The following is a 14,747-nucleotide window of genomic DNA, read 5'->3' as shown; positions in this document are numbered from 1 at the left end:
GGTTTCAAATTCTTATTAATGTATCAATCTGGGGGAAAACCCCTCACCTTTAGGAGAAGACTTAAGTGTTTTTACTTTGTGATTCTTGTGGTAAAAATTATAACCACAAGGATCACCGAGTTTTTCACACAGAACACTAAGTCTCGGATGCACTTTAGTCGCCTTTAAGCGAAATCAAACCCCTCGGTCTTTAGCCGATAGTAGTTTGGTTGACCAGATTGGAAGGATATAGAATTATTTTAAGACAACTAGCGTCATCTATTTTTTTATCCGTCCAAAATCTCTTTGTTTTGCCTATCTTGATTTTTGATTATGAAGAGCAAACCATTTATCATTTATAAATCCTCCGCAGGCTCCGGTAAGACTTACACACTTACCATGGAGTACCTCAAGCTGGCACTCAAAAATCCCCAAAGCTTTAGATCTATTTTGGCTGTAACCTTTACCAATAAGGCTACCCAAGAGATGAAGGAGAGGATTGTCAAAGAGTTGAAGCGACTCAAGGACAATGTCAAGCCTGGGGAGACGATGGATGCGGAGATCATGAGTGCCTTAGGGCTCTCGGAAGTGGAATTGAAGTTGCGCGCATCGCAGACATTGACTGCGATACTCCATGATTATGGTAGATTTTCTGTAAGTACAATCGATAGTTTTTTCCAAAAAGTCGTCCGTGCTTTTGCCCGGGAAATGGATCTCAATGCCAAGTTTGAAGTTGAGTTGGACCAAGATGCTGTTTTGGAAAGGGTAGTGGATAGGGTGCTGATGCAGGTGATGGATGATGGGTTTTTGCACAAATGGCTTGTGGATTATGCAATCGAGCAAATCCAAAGAGGCAAGTCTTGGGATGTGAGAAGAAATATTAAAGAGCTCGGGAGACAGATTTTTCAGGAGGATTTCAAAAAATATGCTCCTGAAATCAGGGTTTTCCTAAAGGATAAAAACAACATCACAGCGCTCCAGCAATTTATCCAGCTTCGAAAAAAGGAAATCATCAATATTACGCTTGAACTCAAGGAACAAGCCAACCAAATCAGAATAGCCAATGGCTTGGAATGGATTGATTTTGCAGGATCTTCAAGATCTTTTGCACTCAAATTTGACCAGTTGGGGGACAAAAATTCCCCAGTTCCTAGTTTGACAGACCTTCAGCAGCTCTTAGTCCACACCGAAGATGCCTGGTTTGCAAAAACGAGCAAGCGAAAAGATGCCATTATAACAGCTTATCATCAAGGTTTGGGGCAAATATTGTCCCAATTTGAACCACTTTCGACCAAGTGGAATACCTTGGATGTGATTGCGAAAAATAGTTATGTGTTTGGGATATTCAAAAACATGCTTGAAGAACTCACTGCACTCAAAGAGGATGAAAACATGCTTCTGATCTCTGACGCCAATGAGTTTTTGAAGGAAATAACCAAAGAAAATGACGCCCCATTTATCTATGAAAAAGTGGGCAACCAATATAGAAATTACCTGATAGATGAGTTTCAAGACACCTCGGGTTTTCAGTGGGCAAGTTTCAAGCCCTTATTGGAAAATTCACTTGCGCAGGGACACACGAACCTGCTGGTGGGAGATGTAAAGCAGTCTATCTACAGGTGGAGGGGTGGTGAAATGAAACTGTTGCTGCAGCAGGTGGAAGATGAGATTGGAAGCGAAAACGTCGAAAACAAAGAGTTGGATACAAATTTCAGGAGTCTTCCCAATATCATCAATTTTAACAATGCGCTTTTCAAAAAGCTGCCAATGTCCTTTGAAGAAACAGTAAGGGCAAAATATGGAGCAGAAGAGGTGGTGGCGATTATATCCAAAGCATACAAAGATGTCCACCAGAATATCTCGAAGACAAAAGCATCCTCCGAATTCAAAGGAAAGGTCCAGATATCATTTTTGGAAGAAGACAAGGAGCTGGAGGATGAAGGGAAATTCGACGCATTGGCTTTGGCCAAATTGCCTGAAATGGTCATGGGTTTGCAGGATAAGGGTTATGACTTGCGGGACATTGCTTTTCTAGTCCGTAGGAAATCAGAAGGAGAGGCGATCGCAGATACCTTGATGGCATTTGCTGCCGGTAATGAAGACCCCAATTATGGCTTTGATGTATTGTCGGATGAGAGCATGTTTCTTTTCAAATCAGCCTCTGTGAAAGCCTTGGAAGCAGGCTTGAAATACCTCCATCAGCCGGACGATCAAGTACAACTCAAGACCATGTGGTATTACCGCACGGTCTTGGTAGACGGTTCTATCAACCATGAACTGTTTGCTTTGGATAGAATTCCAGATGTTTTGAAGACCAAAGTAACTGAATTTGCAAAAAAAGAAACATTGCTTTTGCAATTGCCTTTGATGGAAGCCGTGGAGGAATTGATCACTATCCTTGATCTTCAGGAGATAGGGTTGGAGCGGGCATACATCTCAGGTTTCAAAGAGGCTGCTTATGATTTTACTTCCAACAATAGGGCGGATTTGGCAGGCTTCCTTACGTGGTGGGAAGAAAATCGGGGTAAAAGAACAGTCAAAATACCGGATGGGCATAATGCCATGAGGATATTGACTATCCACAAGTCCAAGGGCTTGCAGTTCAAAGTAGTGGTTATGCCATTTTTAAAGTGGGATATATTTGACCATAAAAAATCAAATATAGTTTGGGCGCCTTTCGAGGATAAGGAGAATAAGCTTTCCGCTGTATTGCCATTGACCCTCAATGCTGATTTGGCAAAATCAGATTTCCATGAAATATATGCCGAAGAAGCGATTTTGGCATATTTGGATAGCTTGAATATGATCTATGTTGCACTTACGAGAGCGGAGGAGGTATTTTTGGGATTTGCCCCGTTCACTGAAAAAATCAACAATTTGAACAATATTCAAGTCCAGCTGCAACAGGTTTTGGCTTCCTCTACAGATGAATCAGGAGCTTTAAGCCTTTCTGGACATTTTGATTCAGAGAATAAAGTTTTCGATTTTGGAGATTGGCCAGCCATCTCCCAAAAAGATAGCAAAGCATCCAAAACTCTAGAATTAAGGTGGGCTTACCAAAATTGGTCACAGCTATTACAGGTAAAAAAATATGCAGTTGATTTTTCGGTAGAAGGGTTGGAACAAAGAAAGAAGCGGAACTTTGGCTTAATCGTCCATGAAATCCTGGAAGTTTCAAAAAGCAAAGAGGAAGCAAAACTGAATCTTTCGGCCTTCTATTTTGATGGCAGGTTGACTGAATCAGAAAAACAGGAAGTGGAATTGCAACTCGACGTGCTTTTCTCCAATAAGCTTTTTGCTTCTTGGTTTGAATCTAAAGGAATATTGCTTGCAGAGCAGGGGATTTTGTTGCCCGGGGGAAAACAGAAACGACCCGATAGGATTATTGTGGACAAAGAACATTGCATGGTGATAGATTTCAAAACTGGGGAAGCCTACGAAAAGCACCAAGTACAAGTGAGGGAATATATGGAATTAGTGAAAAAGTTGAGCGGAAAGTCCGTAAAGGGGTATCTCTGCTATTTGGAAACTTGTGAAATCGAAGAAGTATATGCATAGTTTTTTGAAAGATACCGCCGCAAGGATTCTGGAAGAGCAAACAAACCTCCAGGACTTGGTCATTATCCTGCCGAATAGGAGGGCAGGACTCTTCTTTACCCAGCATCTTGGCAGTCTGATTGAGAAGCCAACATGGATGCCTGATATCAAGACAATCGAGGATATCTTCTACCTATATGCAGGCCAAAGACCGGCTGATGATCTGACTTTGATCTTTGAACTGTATAAAGTATACAAAACAGTCCATCCTGCTCCTGAGCCTTTTGACAAATTCTATTTTTGGGGAGAAATGATGCTCAAGGATTTCAATGACGTCGATCAGTTTATGGCCGAAGCAAAGAAGCTTTATCATCATCTTTCAGAAATCAAAGATATTGAATCAGATTTAAGTTTCTTGACTGAAAGTCAGATAGAGTTGATCAAGCAGTTTTGGAGTTCCTTTGATCAGCAGGATAGAAGCCACCAAGAAAAATTCCTTAGGTTTTGGCAATTGCTGAACCCAATCTATACTGCTTTCCAGGCAGCATTGGATGTTTCCGGTTTGGCCTATTCAGGAAAATTGTATAGAAAAGTGGCGGAAAATCTGGAAAGCATTCCCAAGCCGGACAAAAAATACATGTTCATTGGTTTCAATGCCTTCACTACGACTGAAGAAAAATTGATCAAACACTTTATAGCAACATTTGGGGCAAAGATCTACTGGGACATTGATGCCTATTATTTGGATGATGCGAACCAAGAGGCTGGGTTGTTTTTTAGGGACTATCAAAAAGACAAGGTATTTGGACCGACATTTCCCGAAAAAAACCCTGAACATATCCAAACCAGAAAAGCCAACATCCGGACTTATGCAACTCCGCTGAAGACCAATCAGGCAAATTTGGTGGGTTCAATATTGGAAAAAGTGCAGGCTGGTGAGTCATGGGAGGAGACAGTTGTCATCCTTCCCGATGAGCAGATGTTGTTTCCCATTCTGCATACCCTTCCCAAGAATATTGACAAAGTGAACGTTACAATGGGGTATCCGGTGAAAAATGCCCCTGTTTATGCTTTTTTGGAAGCGGTATTGGAGATGCAGCGTTTCACAAAACTAGAAGACGGAAAGATATTGTTTTACCATAAGCCTGTCAGGGATTTGCTATCCTCCATATACCTCAAATCAGCCAATCCGAATCACAGTAAGACGTTGATGGTAGATATTCAGGAAAAAAACCAGATTTATATTTCCCAGGAAGAACTTCATAAAGGAGGGGCATTTTTTGAATTGGTTTTCCAAAAATTAAGTTCAGACAAGCTGTTTCCATACGTCTCAACCCTTATTGAGGAGTTGGCAAGCCGATTGGAGGATGAACCTTTGCAGCGATCCTATCTCTACCAGTGCTTCAAACAGTTGAACAGGTTGCGGTCAATTTTTGAGCAGGAGGATTCCATAGATGTGGAATTGGAGTTTTTCATCAGGCTTTTTAGACAGGTATTTCGGGAAGTCAAACTTCCATTTGAGGGTGAGCCACTTCAGGGTTTGCAGTTGATGGGTGTATTGGAGTCCAGAAACCTTGATTTTAGACGTGTGATCATCTGCAACATGAATGAAGATAGTTTTCCACCTTCCGCAGGATTGAACTCCATGATACCCTTTAATATCAGGCGGGCTTTTGGCTTGCCTGTCCAAGAACAGAATGATGCCATTTATGCCTATACTTTTTACCGTCTATTGCATAGTGCCGAAGAAGTGCACATGATCTATACCACTGCTTCGGATCAGGGCAAGGCTGGAGAGAAAAGCAGGTATGTCCAGCAAATGATGGTTGAGATGGGACTTGAGGTGGAAGAGGAGGTAATCTATGTTCCCATAGACCTTAAAAATACCCGGGAAATCAGCATTGATAAGAGCACTGAAGTATTGAATATCATGGATAGGTATATCGTCCAGCCTGATGGAATGGCCAAGACTTCCTTTTCACCTTCGGCTTTGAGTGTCTACCTGGACTGTAGGTTGAAATTTTATTTGCAATACCTCGCAAATATCAAGGAAAAGGATGAAGTGAAGGAAGAAATTGATGCGATGGTTTTTGGGAATTTGGCACACTACAGCATGGAATTCCTCTATGAAGGATTTCAGAAGCGCAAGAATAGGGACACATTGGAGAAAGGTGACTTTCAGGAGTTGAAGGAAAAATGGGTATTTCCTGCCATAGAAAAGGGTGTGAGGAAATTCTATCACTTGGAAGATGATGCAGAAACCAAGTTGAGTGGGCAGATGGCCATTGTACGGGATGTTTTGCAGAAATACCTCACCCGTCTGCTTGAAATTGACGAAGAATCGGCACCTTTTAGGATTGTGTCTATGGAAAAATCCCACCATGCCCATTTCGAAATCAATACTCCGCAAGGAGCTGCATCGATCTCACTCAAGGGATTGATAGACCGGGTTGATGAGCAAAATGGCTTGATTAGGCTTATTGACTACAAGTCAGGTGCGGACAAAAAGGATTTTGCGAGTATTGAGAGCCTTTTTGACCGTGATGATAAAAATAGGAACAAAGCAGCTATGCAAACCATGTACTATGGATTGCTCTATCAGGCAATGAATCCTGGGAATACCCTTGCTTTGAAACCTGCGATCTTCAATTTCAAGGAGATATTCCAGGATGATTTCAATCCATACCTACAGGAAAAGGAAGCCCGTAAACCCGGAATAGAAGTGAATGATTATAGAGATTACGATAAAAGTTACCAAGAAGGCTTGAGAATACTTTTGGAAGAGCTTTACGATCCAGGTGTTCCTTTTTCCCAAACCGATAACCTTGAAAAATGTAAGTATTGTCCCTATGTTGGGATTTGTGGGAAATGAGAGACGATGGTGTAATATATCAAAAAAATCTTTCCTTGGTTTGTGTCCCCATAGACCATAAATTGCTATCCTGTCCACCTTCGCTTGTGTCCTTCAAATGGAAACACTATGAATTGGGATGGCGCTTTAGCCCATCCATTAGAAATATTGATCTAGTCCTACCCTTTCATATCCACCCCGCGATTTCATGGTACATAGACAGCATGGATTTCGCCGATTCTCACAGATTTTAAAAATTGTGATTTAGTGTTTCTGTGGTAATGACAATGTTGTTTGAAAAGGGAGATATGTGAGGGTAGTTTCAAGCTGCACCTAGATGGTCTCAAAATTTCACCTTTTGAAGCTTCGGATAAATCTCAGCAAGTGCCCCAAGTGCAGCCGAACCATACCACTCGACCAGTTCCATTTTGAGAACTCCCGCTTGTACTGCTGGGTCTGAATTGGTAAGTGTTTCAGCTTCTGATTTTGTGGTCACATCAAAGATAAATATCCCCCTCTTGTCACCTCCATCTATAAATGGTCCTGCCAAGACCAGTTTACCTTCTTCTGCCAACTTGTTGATATTGGCCATATGGCCTTTTTGGATTTCAATGCGTTCTTCTTTTGAATATTCATTGACACGGTCTCCAGCCAATAAAAATGCCATGACGTACCTTTTCATACCATAATCATCAGCACCTAGTTTTTTCACCAAAGCTGAGTCGTATTCCGAATTCTGCGCAAAAGAGATTGCTGGAAGGCAAAGAAGGAAGCCAAAAGTCAATATAAGATTTTTCATAGGGTTGATTGGTTTTAGAAAGTATTTATCAAGATCCACACTAAGCTTCTAAACTTTTTTGGTTAGTGATTGGTGGGGTAGTAGAATCCTTGGTTCATTATACTTGGTACATGGTACCAAAATGTTGATTAGAAGTTATGGGTTTAGAATGTATTTATCAAGATCCGCACTAAACGCCTAAACTCTAAGCCCCTAAACTTAATCAATAACCCACTCAGTTGATAACTCAATCTTAAATCTACCCTCTAAAATCGACAATCTAAAATTTTCTCCCCTTTACTGAATGATCAAAGAAACAGTATCTGCCTTGGTCCTGATTTTTAGCCAATCATGAAAGCGTTTCGTTTCCTGATCGTTTGGCCTTTGTCTGAATTTGGCATAAGCCATCAGCAAGGTGTCTTGTTTGTTTTCTTGGATATTGGCAACAATCGCCCTGTTCAGGGAGAAACTTTGAAGGCCTGTATGGTTGATTTTGGCTTCTTTTGCGAGATCCATCACCTGTTTGCTGGATTCTGCATATTGTGATAGTTCATTTTCCAAAAAGGATATCTTTTGGTCTTTGTTTTGGATCAGCAATTCATTTCTTTCATACAGGTCTTTCAAAACATCAGATCTCAAAAGGTTGAGATCTGTCCCGGTGTCTCCACTTTGCTTGATTTTCAGGTGGGTTTTGGTTAGGCTAAAAGCCTTCAGCTTATTCTGGAGTCTTAAGATTTCTTCATCATTGATCCTTTCACCTATCAGGGATATTTCTATACCGCTGCTGTCTGCGTTGTAATTCAGGGTACTTGCGATGATTTGGGTTTTGGGGAAATCCATTTCTGTACTGATAAATTCTTTGGCATTCTTTTCCCAAAAAGTCCTGGTGACAATGTTGTAGGCCAAATAGACACTTGGGATTACTGTCAGCAATGTAAAAATCGTAATGTATCTTTTCACTGTTTTTTCCCTTTTTGGGTCTAAAAATTCCTTTTTTGGGAATTTCATAAACCGGACGATCAGGTAAGTAGAAAGGCTGATAAAAACCGAATTGATGAAAAATAGGTAAAATGCTCCAAAGAAGTAATATAGGTTTCCGGTGGCCAGTCCATAGCCGGCGGTACAGAGTGGAGGCATCAAAGCTGTTGCGATTGCGACACCGGGAATGGCATTGCTCTTTTCTTTCCTAGAACCTGCCACTATCCCTGCCAACCCACCAAACAAGGCTATCAAGACATCCCAAATGCTGGGTTCTGTCCTTGCCAGCAGCTCTGATTGGGCTTCGTTGAGAGGGGTGAAGGAGAAGTATATCGTGCTGGTCAGGATACTGATCAATACGGCAATCCCAAGGTTCTTCAATGATCGTTGAAGCAATTCGAAATCATTGATACCTGCCGCCATTCCTATCCCCATGATGGGACCCATGAGGGGGGATATCAGCATGGCACCGATGATGACTGCGGTGGAATTTACATTCAATCCTACGGAAGCGACAAAGATTGCAAAAATCAAAATCCAAAGGTTTGCGCCTTTGAACTCTATGTTTTTCTTGACATAATCGATTGTCTCCAGTTCATCTTCTTTCCCCTCATGTAGATCGAATCTATCCTTAAAAAATAGGAGTGCCATCAGTATTTTCCTCCTGATTCCCACATGTTCTTTATCCGTATTGTCCTTCATTATTCTTTTTTGTTAAGGTTACCAAGATAAAGAATTTTTTAAAAACACAGTCAGATAAAAGGAATGATTTCCTACCTGCGGCTTGTCGGTAGTGGTGCTTGATTTAGGAAGATAGGGGAGATGGTTTTGATGGAATATTACCAATCTTAGTCTAGGTGTATTGTCCAAAAAGAGCATTCGATTCCACTTGTATAGATTCAAATTTTCAATTTTTATTGGATGAATTTGCCAAAAGGTGAAATACCGTCGGTGAATTGTGTTTTTAAATCTAAGATTATTTTCCTTCAAAACATCCATATAGTATAAGATGAGCAATAGTTTATTATGTATTTGATTTAAAACATCTTAAACTAATTTTAGCCAAGGCTAAATTAGGTAGAGCTAAATTATTTAGTTTAGACTAATAATGTTTTTGTGTTAAGAATTGCTTCAACTATGGATAAAATCTTACTTTTGTTTAAACCGATTTGTTGAGCCTGAATAAATCTGTTTGACGTGTTTTCCCGTAAGGAATAATATACCTGTTTTGAAATTCAAAAATGTTTTAACAAAGGCATTGTTCAGAGACCATGCGTAAAGAAATAAATACAATTATTTTTGTAGATGATGATAAAATCCAACACATGATCAATCGAAAAAATATGATCCGTGTGAGGCCTGATTTAGAACTCAAGTTTTTTGATGATCCTTTTTCGGCATTAAATTGGCTTGAAACAGAAACAGCGGACCTGCTTTTACTTGATATCAATATGCCCGAGATGAGTGGGTGGGAGTTTTTGGAATTGTTAAATCAGAAAAATATAAATATTGATGTGAACATGTTGAGTTCATCAATGGATCCAGATGATCTGGCAAGAAGTCAAGATTTTGATTTGGTAACCGGCTTTTTGATCAAGCCATTGGGAATTGATATTATAGAGGAATTGCTTAAGTGATAGTTATTCTATAATAATTTAAATTGATTACTTTAGAGCTTTATTTTAAATTCTTATGTCAGAAATTATCGCAAGAAATAAACCTGTCATTTCAAAAAAGATTGATAAGTTTTTCACCGGATTGGCGAGTGCTTTCAATTTTGTAAAGAGGTTTTTTCAGGAAGTTTGGTTTCCCCCCTACGAGTTCAAGGAAATCCTTAGGCAATGTTACGAAATTGGCTATAGATCCCTTCCATTGATCTCCCTAACGGGTTTTATCGTGGGAATCGTTTTTACGAATCAATCCCGGCCCTCATTGGCTGAGTTTGGGGCAGCTTCATGGTTGCCTGCCCTGATATCAATCGCCATCATCCGAGCCATGGGACCGTTGGTGACAGCCCTGATCGCAGCAGGTAAGGTAGGTTCGAGTATAGGCGCCGAAATCGGATCCATGAAGGTAACCGAGCAAATTGATGCAATGGAAGTATCGGCGATCAATCCATTCAAGTATTTGGTGATTACCAGAACCATCGCAACTACACTGATGATACCGATTCTGGTGTTGTATACAGATTTTGTCGCTTTGATGGGGTCCTTTATCAATGTCAATCAAAATGAACTAGTCAGCCTGTCCACCTTCTTTGTGCAGGTTTTCGAGGCTGTTTCATTTTTGGATGTCTTCTCATCCCTGATCAAATCACTCGTTTTCGGTTTTACGATTGGGATAGTTGGCTGCTACAAGGGCTATAATTCATCCAATGGAACTGAGGGGGTTGGAAAAGCTGCAAACGCATCGGTAGTAATGTCAATGTTCTTGATTTTTATAGAAGAGCTCCTGGCACTCCAAATTGTAAATGCCATACGTTATGCATAGTGAAGAAGAAATGAAAGTAGTAGAGATCAGGGGATTGAAAAAGTCCTTTGATGAAAATCATGTGCTGAAAGGGGTAGACCTTGATCTGTATAAAAGCGAAAACCTCGTGGTATTGGGCAAGTCTGGATCTGGGAAATCGGTTTTGATTAAGTTGATGGTTGGTTTGCTGAAGCAAGATGAAGGTGATATCAGTATTTTCGGCAAAAACACGAAAAAACTTCCCCTTAAAGAGCTTAATAAATTAAGATTGAAAATCGGCTTTGCTTTTCAGGCATCAGCGCTATATGATAGTATGACCGTAAGAGAGAATTTGGAATTCCCTCTGACCAGGAATGTAAAGAACCTGACCAGGAAGGAAATCAATTCGAAGATTGAAGGCTTGTTGGATTCCGTTGGGCTTCCCAAGACGATCAACCAGATGCCTGCTGAGCTATCAGGCGGTCAGAAGAAAAGAATCGGTATCGCAAGGACTTTGATCCTGGAACCTGAGATTATGCTTTATGACGAGCCTACAGCTGGACTTGATCCTACGACCTGTATTGATATCAACAACCTGATCAACCAAGTGAGGGAGGAGTACAACACTTCCTCGATAGTGATTACCCATGACCTGACATGCGCAAAAGTGACAGGTGATAGAATGGCTGTATTGATAGATGGTCAGTTTGAAGCTATTGGAACATTTGACGAAGTATTTACAAATGCCACCGACCCAAAAATAAAATCATTTTATGACTATAATTTCATTAAATAATGAGAAACGATAATAAAAAATCTGTCCTTGTCGGCGTGTTCGTGTTATTCGGAATTGCGATCATGGTAGCCGGTATATTGACCCTTGGGGGTCAGCAAAAAAGATTTGTCAAGAGCATCAGCCTCAAAGCGGTTTTTGACGATGTAGCAGGTTTGCAGACGGGAAACAATGTTTGGTTTTCGGGTGTGAAAATAGGAACTGTGCGGAAAATCAACTTCTATGGGGATTCGCAGGTCGAAATCGAAATGAATGTAGAAGATAAGTCCAAAGAGTATATCCGAAAAGACTCAAAAGCAACAATCAGTTCAGATGGTTTGATTGGGAATAAGATTATTGTGATTTATGGGGGGACTACACAGGCACCTATTGTGGAAAATGGGGACAGGCTGATTTCTGAAATGCCATTGGATACCGATAAAATGATGGAAACCTTACAGGAGAACAACAATAACCTTGTGTCCATTACCAATGACCTAAAAATCCTGACTGGTAAAATCGCGGAAGGAGAGGGCATTATTGGGGCTGTTTTGACTGACAGCACTTTGGCGATCAATTTCAGGAATATATTGCTCAATTTGGAGAGTACTTCTGCCAAGAGCAAGAACATGCTTGCTGAATTGAATAGTTTTTCCGAAAACCTGAACAAAGAAGGGACGCTTTTCAATGACTTGGCGACTGATAAGGAATTGTATGGAAAATTGCAGAGTGCAGTTACAGATCTGCAAGGGACTGCTGACAATGCCCAAAAGATGACTGACAATCTCAGTACGGTGACAGAAAAACTCAATAGCACAGACAATGCCATTGGGACTTTGCTCAATGATTCCGAATTCAACAACACACTGAAAAGCACCTTTGTGAACTTGGATAGCTCTACCATGAACCTCAACAGGGGCTTGGAGGCATTGGAATATACTTGGCCATTTAGAAAAGGCTTTAGGAGAATGAATAAAGCTGAAGGGAATTGATCCTGGTTGAACCAAAGTCAATAGCTGTGGGTGAGCACATTCACGGTTTTTATGGTCAATAGAAATCTTCGACGCATTTTTCGTTTTTAGCGACAAGGGGCAAGGAGAATTTTCTCGGAAGTCACAATAAAAGGAGGCTCTTACCTAACGATGTTTAAGCATTGTGGACTAAGAGCCTCTTTGTTTGTATTGATTCTTTGTGATAAAATCGACTTGCACAATGATCGTTTATCACTAGACAATAGTTCAGGTGGCTAGCCCTTTTATCTTCTTAGAAAAAATGATTGTCCATGAGGTTTTAGGCCAAGTCCTGTAATCTGGTTTCAACGGAATAGATATATCTAAAATATAAAGAGATCAGGGCTAGACCGTATAGGGTTTGCCTCATTCCTATTTATAATTAGCATATTACCTTACTTTTTCCAAATCTTTGAATTCAATTTGGGCTTGACTCTTGTTCAACCCCTTGTGTACGACCCAAATCTTGTCAATCAGTAGTAATTCATGTATGGCCTATACAAAAGTCTTTGTATAATCCTTTCCCAATTCCTATCTTGAATCCTTAAATATTGAGTTTGTCTATCCATGTGGTATAAAATTAAGTCCTTGTTGAGGAAAATCACCAGAGTGTTTACATTAGATGGTTTTGCGCTATCTTCCGTGTGGGTTCAGCTGACAGCTATCTTCTTGGTCAGTGCAGTCAGTATTTTTGGAATGTCCCTCCTAATCGGAGATTTGCCGATGAGTTATAGGTTGTTTGCAGACCCTTCCAGTTATGCCTATTTGGAGTCTCGCAATGAACTTATCTTTGGAATCTTCCAGGTATTGCTGGGTTTGGTTTTGTTTTCCTTTATCATTTCCGTTTTATCGGCTGCATTGATCGGCTTGATAGAGAAAATCAAGAGTGGCACACTTTCCTTCAATAAGAAGGGGCATATTCTTTTTGTCAACTACAATATCAAGCTCCCCATGATTTTGGATGAGTTTGACATCAAGTCTTATCAGGACAAGAAAAAGCAAAAGGTTGTATTGCTATTCCAAAATTCTGCTACAGTGGCTGATTTTAGGACTGAAATGGACACGGGAAGGTGGCCGAATTTGGAGATTTATCTGAGGAAAGGTGATTTGCTGTCTTTCCAAACCTATCAACGGCAGGGGATATTTAAAGCTTTGGGCTTGGTGATTTTATCACCGGATGATGGTACTGCCAATTTTGATAGAGACAATTTCAACCTGAAGCTGCTCACCCTGCTTGTCAACAACAAGAAGTTTTTCGGATACCTATATGATCGGCACCTGGCCAATCAACCTGTGAAATGCCTCCTGGAGCTATCTGAAAACAAAGAAAGTAGACAGATTGCAAAGATGTTGACTACATATGAGGATGCGAATCTATTCGCCATAACTACCCCCAACGATGTCATTGGAAGTGTCATGTCCAGGGCAATGGTAGATATCAGCTATTACAATATTTTCTTTGAAACACTCTCTTTTGCCGGTCCAAGGATTCATTTTGTAGATCCCATGAAAATCAAAAAGGCAAACAATTTGGTAGGTAAAACTTTCAAAGACCTTTTACTATCATTTTCAGGTGGGAGTTTAATTGGTTTCTCCAGCGCCAAAGAAGGCAAATTGAATATTCAACTCTCGCCTTTTGAGAAGGTTTTGGCTGCTGGGGATTGGTTGATAATCCTGACGGACAATATCAAAGCTATCAAATGCGCGCCAACATCCAATTCCCCAATTGATGCCAAGGATGTATTGGCTCCCAATGAATTGAATACCAAAAATATAGCTGTAGTTGGTGATGCTTGGCCGATTGGGAATATTGGGGATTTTATTGATCGGAAAAGTTTGGAAAACCTGAACAAATCGCACTTTGTTTTTGGAACTGATGAAGCATATTTTACATCGGATTTTCAGCAATCTTTGATCCATTCAAAGTATGAAAATATTGTGATCAACCTCCGGGATGATCTTGGTTTTAGGCTTTCTTTGATTATGGCAAATATCAAAAAAGAAGAGATTGACTTTGGTTCAAAAATTATCACCATGGTCGAGAACCCTGTTACGGATCAATTGATTAGGGAACATTCATCCCAGATCAGTACTGTACTTTCACATCAGTTGGCGGCTAGGTACATAGCACAGTTGGCATTTCAGAAGAACCTTGAAGGCTTGTTTACCGAATTGGCATTTGCGGAAGGATCGGAATTCAACATCTTGGAAGTGGGAATCCATATCCCCAAGGATTTGTTGCGCAGCGCAAAAGAGTTGCAAGCTCTTTTGGCTTCTAAAAACTTGATTTATATAGGTGTGATTGATAAGGATAAAAACATCAAGCTTTCCGCCGTCGATTTTAAAGGCGTCAACCAAATTTTGGTTTTGAGTAGGGGGGATTTATAGGAGATT

Annotated in this window: 9 protein-coding genes; 7 read left to right on the top strand and 2 right to left on the bottom strand. The window is 40.4% G+C overall.

Annotation, left to right across the window (positions count from 1 at the left end; genetic code table 11):
- Positions 1 to 312 precede the first annotated feature (312 nt).
- Positions 313 to 3,537: a UvrD-helicase domain-containing protein gene (locus ACFSKL_RS18980; RefSeq protein ID WP_376888367.1), complete on the top strand. Its 3,225-nt coding sequence runs from the start codon at positions 313 to 315 to the stop codon at positions 3,535 to 3,537.
- Positions 3,530 to 6,388: a PD-(D/E)XK nuclease family protein gene (locus ACFSKL_RS18975; protein ID WP_376888366.1), complete on the top strand. Its 2,859-nt coding sequence runs from the start codon at positions 3,530 to 3,532 to the stop codon at positions 6,386 to 6,388. The genes ACFSKL_RS18980 and ACFSKL_RS18975 overlap by 8 nt, the downstream gene beginning before the upstream one ends.
- Before the next feature lie 322 nt (positions 6,389 to 6,710).
- Here ACFSKL_RS18975 and ACFSKL_RS18970 read toward each other — a convergent pair whose 3' ends face one another.
- Together ACFSKL_RS18970 and ACFSKL_RS18965 are read right to left on the bottom strand one after the other, a co-directional pair.
- On the bottom strand, positions 6,711 to 7,166 hold the full coding sequence (locus tag ACFSKL_RS18970) for a YciI family protein (protein ID WP_376888364.1): 456 nt from the start codon (positions 7,164 to 7,166) through the stop codon (positions 6,711 to 6,713).
- A gap of 276 nt (positions 7,167 to 7,442) precedes the next feature.
- Positions 7,443 to 8,825, bottom strand: a complete 1,383-nt coding sequence (locus ACFSKL_RS18965) for a TIGR00341 family protein (protein ID WP_376888362.1) — start codon at positions 8,823 to 8,825, stop codon at positions 7,443 to 7,445.
- 569 nt (positions 8,826 to 9,394) lie between these two features.
- Between ACFSKL_RS18965 and ACFSKL_RS18960 the strand changes: the two genes are divergently transcribed.
- From ACFSKL_RS18960 to ACFSKL_RS18940, 5 genes are all read left to right on the top strand, one after another.
- On the top strand, positions 9,395 to 9,760 hold the full coding sequence (locus tag ACFSKL_RS18960; RefSeq protein WP_376888361.1) for a response regulator: 366 nt from the start codon (positions 9,395 to 9,397) through the stop codon (positions 9,758 to 9,760).
- A 55-nt stretch (positions 9,761 to 9,815) separates the two neighbouring features.
- Entirely contained in the window at positions 9,816 to 10,613 is a 798-nt protein-coding gene (locus tag ACFSKL_RS18955; protein WP_376888359.1) for an MlaE family ABC transporter permease, read from the top strand.
- The gene (locus ACFSKL_RS18950) at positions 10,606 to 11,367 is read left to right on the top strand and encodes an ABC transporter ATP-binding protein (RefSeq protein ID WP_376888357.1); all 762 of its coding nucleotides are present in this window, start codon (positions 10,606 to 10,608) and stop codon (positions 11,365 to 11,367) included. The genes ACFSKL_RS18955 and ACFSKL_RS18950 overlap by 8 nt, the downstream gene beginning before the upstream one ends.
- Positions 11,367 to 12,335: an MlaD family protein gene (locus ACFSKL_RS18945; protein ID WP_376888355.1), complete on the top strand. Its 969-nt coding sequence runs from the start codon at positions 11,367 to 11,369 to the stop codon at positions 12,333 to 12,335. Before ACFSKL_RS18950 ends, ACFSKL_RS18945 begins: the two co-directional genes overlap by 1 nt.
- A 609-nt stretch (positions 12,336 to 12,944) precedes the next feature.
- Entirely contained in the window at positions 12,945 to 14,741 is a 1,797-nt protein-coding gene (locus tag ACFSKL_RS18940; RefSeq protein WP_376888353.1) for a hypothetical protein, read from the top strand.
- The last annotated feature ends 6 nt before the right edge of the window (positions 14,742 to 14,747 follow it).

Origin of the sequence: Belliella marina (genome assembly GCF_042682445.1) — a bacterium.
GTDB classification, from domain to species: domain Bacteria; phylum Bacteroidota; class Bacteroidia; order Cytophagales; family Cyclobacteriaceae; genus Belliella; species Belliella marina.
The sequence above is the reverse complement of the archived record's forward strand: the minus strand, read 5'-3'. Positions and strand labels throughout refer to the sequence as shown.